Genomic DNA, 5,561 nt, shown 5'->3' on the forward strand with positions numbered 1-5,561 from the left:
CACCACGTCCATGCCCACGCCGCGCCCGGAAATCTGGGTAATGATGTCGGTCGTGGAAAACCCGGCCTGAAGGATGAATGGCAAGACTTCATGATCGGCAAGATCGGCGTCCGGATGGATCATGCCGCGCTTTATCGCCTTGCGCCGTACCGCCGCCAGATCGACGCCCGAGCCATCGTCACTGAGCTCGATCACGATATCGCCGCCCTCGTGCATCAGTTCCAGATTGATCAATCCCTGCTCAGGCTTGCCCGCCGCCAGACGCTTTTCAGTGCTTTCAAGGCCATGATCGACCGCATTACGCAACATGTGCTCCAACGGCGCCACCATGCGTTCCAGTACGTTGCGGTCCATTTCGCCGTCGGCGTTGGCCACTTCGAACTGCACCTTCTTGTTCAACTGGGTCGCCACTTGCCGCACGACCCGTCGCAGACGCGGGACCATCCGCTCGAACGGCACCATGCGGGTACGCATCAGGCCTTCCTGCAACTGGGTATTGACCCTGGCTTGTTGCGACAAGAGCATTTCGGCATCACGCGTACGCGCGCCGAGGGTTTCCTTGAGGTCCATCAAGTCGGAAGCCGATTCGAACAGCGCACGCGACAGTTGCTGCAATTGGGAGTGACGGTCCATCTCCAGCGGATCGAATTCTTCGTAGCCCAGGCGCTCGGCCTGAACCTGCTCGCGGCTGAGGATGCGGCCCTGGGTCTCGATGTCCAGACGCCGCAGTTGATCGCGCATCCGTTCGATGGTGGTTTCCACTTCAGCCAGGGCGACCTGCGCGTCGAGCATCTGCTGCTCGATACGCCCGCGAAAGATCGAAGTCTCGCCCGCCAGATTGACCAGGCTCTCCAGTTGCTCTGCCGGCACCTTGATGGTCTCCGGCACATTGCGTTCCGATTCGCCATCAGCGGCTGGCGGTGTGGAGCTGACGGGCTCCGGTTCGGGCGCATGCCCGACAGGCACGCGTGGCGCACGCTGCTCACCCGCGAGGTTCTGCATGCTTTCAATCAACAGGGTCGCGTCGGGCAAAGGCTTTTCGCTGCGCACGGCGTCGAGCATGTCGGCCAGCACGTCATGGCCGCTCTGCAACAGGCTCATCATTACCGGGTCAGGCTGCATCGCCCCGGTGGACAGCCCTTCATATAGGGTTTCCAGTTCATGGGCCAGATTGCCGATGGGCACGATTTCAACCATGCGCGCGCCGCCCTTGAGGGTGTGCAGGTCGCGCAGCAGGTTTTCGACTTCCAGGGTGTTCTGCGGATCGGCCTGCCAGCGGGCCAGGGCCGCCCCGGAGCTTTCAAGCAGGTCGAAGCCTTCTTCGAGGAAGATCTCCAGCAGTTCAGTGTCGCGCTCGGGCGGCTCATCGGCCTGTTCGACAGGCGCGGCAGTTTCGGCCGGGCCGCCGTTGCGGCACTGAATCAGCGCGTCGATCAGCAGCGCGGGATTATTGAGCGTTTCCTGCCGGTACAACTTCTCCAGCATGATCGCCAGCTCATCATGGCTCTTGAGCAACAGATCGGCCAATTGCAGCGAATGGCTGAAGCGCCGGTCGATAAGGCCCTCGTAGAGATTTTCCAGTTCATGCGCCAGATCACCGACTTCGGCGACCTCGGCCATTCGCGCCCCGCCTTTGAGCGTGTGCAAGTCACGCTGCAACGCCGAGAGCGGCAAGGGGTTTTCCGGCTCATCCAGCCAGCGCTGCAGGGACTGTCCGGCACTGTCGAGGATATCGACGGCCTCCTCCAGAAAGATTTCGACGATCTCGTCTTCCAGGTGGGCCGCATCAGATTGCGCAGGCTCGACGCGGGATGCTTCGTTCGCCAATTGCTCAGTGGCGGCATTGAGTTCCGTGACACTCAAGGTACGATGGCCATCGCTCTTGACCAGCCCGGTCGCCGACGGGTCGAGCGCCTGATCGAGCAATGCGTGCAAGGCGCGCACGCACTCGGGGCGCGGATCGACGTCCTGTCCGGCGGCCACCTGATCGAGCATGTTGATCAGGGCTTCGTGGGCCCGTTCGGCCTCATCGAAGAAGCGTTCGCTGACCGCCAGGCTGCTTTCCTCCACCGCACCGTACAGGTCGAGCAAGGCTTCGCACAGTTCATCGACCTGCGGCAAATCCGCCAGATGCGCACCGTGCCCCAGCGTAGTCAGTTCGTCGAGCAGCGCGCTGAGTTCCTGCCGCTCGCCGGGGTGTTCGCGCCAGCGGCGCAGCAGGTTTTCCGCGTCCAGTACGATGTCCATGCCTTCGGAGAGAAAGCTGGCAATCAGTTGCGGATTACGTTTGATGCGCAAGCCATTGTCCGATTCGCGCATCGCCACCGTGAGCCGGTCGTTGAGCAACGAGCAGGCTGCGTCAATCACTGCGGACGCGCCAGGAATCGGTGCCAGCGGCTGGCTGTCCAGTTGCTCCAGCCCCTTGTGCAACAGCGGTTCGGCGCTGCGCAGCAAGCGGATTTCGGGCGAGCCAATGGCGATCAGATTGGCCTTGTACTCGCGCACCAGTTGATCAAGCGGGCTCGCCAGTTCGGCTATCGGCAGCACGCCAGCCATGTGCGCGCTGCCTTTGAGGGTATGCAGGGCGCGCAGCAGGCTGTCGCTGATCGCGGGCGAGGTCGATTGCTCGGCGGTTTCCAGAAAACGCGCCAGCGTGCCCAGATGCCCGAGGGCTTCCTGACGAAAGATCTCCAGCAACTGCGGATCAATGACTTCGACGCTGGGGTCGGACGACGGTACAACCGGCGATGGCGGCTCAAGACCATTGGCCAGCGCATGGGCGCGGGCGGCCAGCAAGTCGACGTCGTCGCGTTGCCGCTGGGCACCTTCGGCGAAATCACTGATGACCGGCGGCAATAGCGCCAGCACATCGGTCATCAACTGCTGTACTTCCAGCCCCGGCAGCACGTCGCCTTCCAGCACCCGATTGAGCAGGTTTTCCACCGACCAGGCCAGCTCACTGAGAATCAGCGCCCGCACCATCCGCCCGCTGCCCTTGAGCGTGTGAAAGGCCCGGCGCACTTCGGTCAGCGCGACGACATCCCACTGACCGCCCTTGCCCAATGAAACGAACCAGCGAGGCAGGTATTCGCGCAGTGCGTCCAGCACCTCGTCGGCTTCTTCCAGAAAGACTTCGCGCAGCTCTTCATCCACCGCGTCTTCGCCTGCGGGCGGCGGCAGCAGGCTGGCTGGCGCATGGCGGGCCGGCGGGTTGACGGCCGAAACCGGTCTGGCCAGCACTTGCGCGATGGTTTGCGTGGGACTGACCAACGCCTTGCGGTCATCCAGCGCCAGCAACTCGTCCTGGGTGATGACTTCGTCAAGCACCGGGACTTCCAGCGTGTCCGGGGCAGGCGTATAGCCCAGCCTCGCCAGACTCTGCTGCGCCATGTCGAGGATCTGGTCACCCGGCGCCTGATGATCCTCGCCCATGCGTTCCAGGTAATATTCGACGCCGGTGATGGTGTCGGCCAGGCTATCGAGCTGAACCCAGCCGGGACGGGTTTCGTCGACCAACAGGTGTTCCTGAATGTATTCGTTGCACGCTGCCAATAGGCTGGCGGCACGGGCCAGCGGGATCATCGCCAGCGCGCCGCGCACCTGGACCAGCAACGCACACAGCGGGTCCAGACGCTGACGATCCCACTCGCCGTCGATGTAATCCAGAATCACGTCCTTGGCTTGCTGCAACACCACCCGCGCTTCGCGAATCACCAGTTGATGAATCTGGGTCAGGTCAGTGGTCGGCAGACGACTTTCTTCACGGCTGGCCTGCTCGGTATTCCCCGCCATGCCCGCCAGCGTCGATTCGACGTACAGCAGGGCGCCCGCGACATCCATCAACGCGGCGTCGCTCGGCTCGCGCTGCCCGTGGGCCATGCCCTGCACCACCGACAGCTGGTCAATGATCACCTTGCGCGGCTGGCCGAAGCCGAGCACCGCCAGGGTGTCGGCGATCTGTCGCAACGGCGGCAGCAAGGTGTTCAATTCGCTGACATGCTCGCGGTCGCCGCGCACGAAGACATCCAGCCGCTCCTTGACCCGTACCAGCCCTTCGCACAGCGCGACGATCACCGAGCGCATGGCGTCGCGGTCCGGGCCGGCCATCCGCGCTCGCTCTTCATTGACCACGTCATTGCCAGGCAGCGCATCGTCCAGTGCGTACTGGTCCTTGAGATCGAGCATCTTCGGCGCCAGGCTGTCGGACTTGGCGATGTAGAACAGCAGACTTTTCAGCAGTTCTTCAGGCGCAGGCTGATTGATGCCCTGAATGCCCTGCTCGGCCAGACGCTTGAGTTCCTTGTCGGCATCCTTGAGCAGGCTGCGCAGCGCCGGGCTGTTGGTGAAATTGCCATTGAGCATGGTCTCGACCAGCGCCGTGGCGATCCGCCAGAGCGGCCCCAGGGGTGCGTCTTCACACAATTGCTCCAGGCGGGCGAACACTTTGGCCATGTAGCCGAGCTGGGTTTTTACGCCCTGCTCGCGCATCAGGCCGGCCAGCGCCGCTTGCAGGGTCTGGCGCAGTTTGCGCAGCAGGTTGGGCAGCTCCGGCGTGTTGCGGCGCGCGAGTTCTTCATCGTCCAGCGCAGGTACAACGACCAGTTGCGGGGCAAACAGGCTGGTTTCCGAGAGCAGGCTTTCGCCTCGGGCACTGCGCAGGTCGTTGAGCAGCGGCAACACCACCAGCGGCAGGTCGCGCCGGGCCGAATGGATACGCTCAAGATAAACCGGCAATTGAGTCATGGCCTGAATCAGCAACTGCTCGGACTCGACAGGATGACTGACGCGGTTCTGCTGCACGGCCAGCGCCAGTTGTTCGATTTCCTCGGCCAGCAGCGCTGCGCCGTAGAACTCGATCATCTGCAGGCTGCCGTGCACCTGATGCACCAGGTTCAGGCATTCGGCCATTGCCGCCGCGTTCGCGGGGTCTTCGATGAACGCATCCAGCGCATGACGGGCCTGCATGAGCGTCTCGGCGATCTCGCCCTTGAGCCACTCAAGTGCCACGTAGTCGTGACGATCAGCCATGACGAATACCGCCCTTTATCCGATCCCGATCGTTCATTGGTCGAATATCATCCGATTTTTTTCGATGGCGGCAAGGTGAAACCCGACACGGAGCGGCGCATCTCGCTGGCCATTTTCGCCAGGTTACCAATGCTCTCGGCGGTGGCCGAGGTTCCCGAAGTGGTTTGCGAGGTGGTCTGCTGAATCACGCTCATGGTCTGGGAAATCTGCCCGGCGGACTCAGCCTGCTGCCGTGCGGCGTCGGTGATACTTTCGATCAGTTCGGCCAGCACTCGCGACACCCCTTCGATTTCCTCGAGCGCCACCCCGGCATCCTGCGCCAGTCGCGCACCGCGCACCACTTCACTGGTGGTCTGCTCCATGGAGATGACCGCTTCGTTGGTGTCGTTCTGGATTGCCCTGACCAGTGTCTCAATCTGTTTGGTGGCCGACGACGAGCGCTCGGCCAGTCGCTGCACCTCGTCCGCAACCACCGCGAACCCGCGTCCGGCGTCACCGGCCATCGACGCCTGAATGGCGGCATTGAGGGCCAG

2 protein-coding genes are annotated in these 5,561 nt (G+C 63.0%); both read right to left on the reverse strand.

The genetic code is table 11. The features are described from left to right. A partial coding sequence (locus BZK31_RS25530) for an Hpt domain-containing protein (RefSeq protein WP_083186022.1) occupies positions 1-5,028 on the reverse strand: 5,028 nt, incomplete at its 3' end. A gap of 47 nt (positions 5,029-5,075) precedes the next feature. Further along, positions 5,076-5,561, reverse strand: a 486-nt coding sequence (locus tag BZK31_RS25535) for a methyl-accepting chemotaxis protein (RefSeq protein ID WP_244182736.1), incomplete at its 5' end; no start/stop codon positions are given.

The organism is Pseudomonas floridensis, from assembly GCF_002087235.1.
In the GTDB taxonomy this organism is placed as follows: domain Bacteria; phylum Pseudomonadota; class Gammaproteobacteria; order Pseudomonadales; family Pseudomonadaceae; genus Aquipseudomonas; species Aquipseudomonas floridensis.